Genomic DNA, 2,854 nt, shown 5'->3' with positions numbered 1-2,854 from the left:
TCGGTAGAGGGCGACTTCGAGGGCGAAGAGGGCGGGTTGGGTGTGGCCGGTGTCGTCGAGGCCTTCGCCGGTGGCGATGACCTCACGGATCGGCCGGTCGAGGTGTCGGTCGAGTTCGGTGGTGGCCGCGTCGAAGGCGGCGGCGTAGGCGGGGAAGGCGGCGTACAGCTCCTCGCCCATCCCGGCGCGCTGCGCGCCCTGACCCGTGAACAGGAACGCCGACTTCCCGGCGGACTTCGCACCCCGCACCAGCCCCGGGGCCGAGCCGTCCTCGGTCAGGGCCCGCAGGCCCCGCACCAGCTCCTCACGGTCGACGCCCGCGACCACCGCCCGGTGGTCGAACGCCGCCCGCCCGCCGACCAGCGCCCGGCCCAGCTCGGCCGGATCGAGGTCCCCGTGCGCTTCCACGTACGCCAGCAGCCGCTCCGCCTGCCCGGCCACGGCCCGAGCCGACTTGCCGGACAGCACCCACGGCACCACCGGCACCACCGGCGGGGCCGGCTGCGGTTCCGTGTCCGCCGCCTCCGGGGCGGGCGGGGCCTGCTCGACGACCACGTGCGCGTTCGTTCCGCCGAAGCCGAAGGAGGACACGCCCGCCCGGCGCGGAGCACCGGTCTCGGGCCACTCCCGGGCCTCGTGGAGGAGCGCGACCGCGCCCGCCTCCCAGTCGATCCGGGTCGAGGGCTCCTGCGCGTGCAGGGTCTTGGGCAGCACCCCGTGCCGGATCGCCTGGACCATCTTGATGATGCCGCCGACGCCGGCCGCGGCCTGGCTGTGCCCGATGTTCGACTTCAACGAGCCGAGGTACAGCGGGCGGTCCTCCGGCCGGTCCTGGCCGTAGGTGGCCAGCAGCGCCTGTGCCTCGATCGGGTCGCCGAGCGAGGTGCCGGTGCCGTGCGCCTCGACCACGTCCACATCGGCCGTGGTCAGACCGGCGTTGGCCAGCGCCTGGAGGATGACCCGCTCCTGGGAGGGGCCGTTCGGCGCGGTCAGACCGTTCGACGCGCCGTCCTGGTTGACGGCCGTGCCGCGGATCACCGCGAGCACGGTGTGCCCGTTGCGCCGCGCGTCGGAGAGCCGCTCCACGAGCAGCAGGCCCACGCCCTCGGCCCAGCCGGTGCCGTCCGCGTGCTCCGAGAAGGACTTGCAGCGGCCGTCGGCGGACAGACCGCGCAGCCGGGAGAACTCGATGAACGCGGTGGGCGTCGACATGACGGCCGCGCCGCCGGCGAGCGCGAGGTCGCACTCGCCGGAGCGCAGCGCGTTCGCGGCCATGTGCATGGCCACCAGCGAGGAGGAGCAGGCCGTGTCGACGGTGACCGTCGGCCCCTCCAGCCCGAAGGTGTAAGCCAGCCGGCCCGAGGCGATGCTGCCCGCGCTGCCGCTGAACAGGTACCCCTCGTTGCCCTCGGCGGGCAGCCCGGCCCGCGAGCCGTAGTCGTTGTACATCAGGCCCGTGAACACGCCCGTACGGCTGCCCCGCAGCGAGGCCGGATCGATCCCGGCCCGCTCGAAGGCCTCCCAGGTGGTCTCCAGCAGCAGCCGCTGCTGGGGGTCCACGGCGAGCGCCTCGCGCGGGGACATCCCGAAGAACTCGGGGTCGAACCGGTCGGCCTCGTGCAGGAACCCGCCCTCGGCGGTGTACGAGGTGCCCGCCGCGTCGGGGTCGGTGTCGTACAACCCCTCCAGGTCCCAGCCGCGGTTGACGGGGAACCCGCCCACCGCGTCGACCCCGTCGGTGACCAGCTTCCAGAGGTCATCGGGGGTGGCGACCCCGCCGGGGTACCGGCACGCCATCCCGACGATCGCGATGGGCTCCTGCGCCTTGTCCTCGACCTCGCGCAGACGCTTCTTCGCGTCCCGGGCATCGGCGATGGCCCGCTTGAGGTACTCCCGGAGTTCTTGCTCGTTCGCCACGTGATCTCAGCTCCCCGACGTGATGTGGCTGGGTGATGAATTTCGGGCCCGCACGGTGTTCCGACGCGTGCCGACCGGTCGTCTGCCGCTCCGTGCCGCTCAGTCCATGTCGTCGAGGAGCGCGAAGAGTTCCTCGTCGCTCGCCCCGTCCAAGTCCTGGTTCTCGGCCTCGTCCGCCTTGCCGCCGCCCGCCGAGTCGGCGATGTCCAACAGCTCCCGCAGCCGGCCGGTGATCTGGTCGAAGGCCTCCCGGTCCGAGGACGCGGCATGGATGGCGGACTTCAACCGGTCGAGGTCCGACAGCACCGGAGTGGCCGCCGACACCTCCTCGACGGTGATCTGCCGGCGCAGGTACGCGGCCAGGGCCGCCGGGTTCGGGTAGTCGAAGACGAGGGTGCTGGGCAGGCGCAGACCCGTCGCCGTGTTGAGCTGGTTGCGCAGTTCCACCGCGGTCAGCGAGTCGAAGCCCAGCTCCTGGAAGGCGCGGTCGGCGTCGATGCCGCTGTGGTCGGCGTGCCCGAGCACCCCGGCGACCTGGCCGCGCACGAGATCCGTCAGCGTCGCGAGCCGCTCCTCCTCCGGCAGGGCGCCCAGGCGCTCCGCCAGCGAGGGACCGTCCGTACCCGCCCCGGACCCGGAACCCGCGACCGCGCGGCGCGGACCGGCCGGAGCCAGGTCCCGGAGCAGCGGCAGCAGGCGGTCGCCCTGCTTGCGCAGGGCCTCCACCGCGAGCCGGGTGACGGCCAGGACCGCCTCGCCGGTGCCGGGGGCCGCGTCGAAGAGGTCCATGGCGTCCGCCGAGGACAACGGCAACAGGCCGAGCCGGGCGAGGCGACGCAGGTCGGCCTCTTCCAGTGAGCCGCTGAGGGTGCTGGCCTGGGCCCACAGGCCCCAGGCCAGTGAGGTGGCCGGGAGGCCGTTGGCCTGGCGGTACTGG

The 2,854-nt window shown here is 73.7% G+C and carries 2 protein-coding genes; both read right to left on the bottom strand.

Translation table 11 applies throughout. The features are described from left to right. Positions 1–1,917, bottom strand: a 1,917-nt coding sequence (locus ADK55_RS12865; protein ID WP_159041376.1) for a type I polyketide synthase, incomplete at its 3' end; no start/stop codon positions are given. Between the two features lie 99 nt (positions 1,918–2,016). Beyond that, positions 2,017–2,854: phosphopantetheine-binding protein (locus tag ADK55_RS12860; protein ID WP_234350024.1), on the bottom strand; the 838-nt coding region annotated here is incomplete at its 5' end.

The sequence above is a fragment of the Streptomyces sp. WM4235 genome, from assembly GCF_001279725.1.
GTDB lineage: Bacteria > Actinomycetota > Actinomycetes > Streptomycetales > Streptomycetaceae > Streptomyces.
The sequence above is the reverse complement of the archived record's forward strand: the minus strand, read 5'-3'. Positions and strand labels throughout refer to the sequence as shown.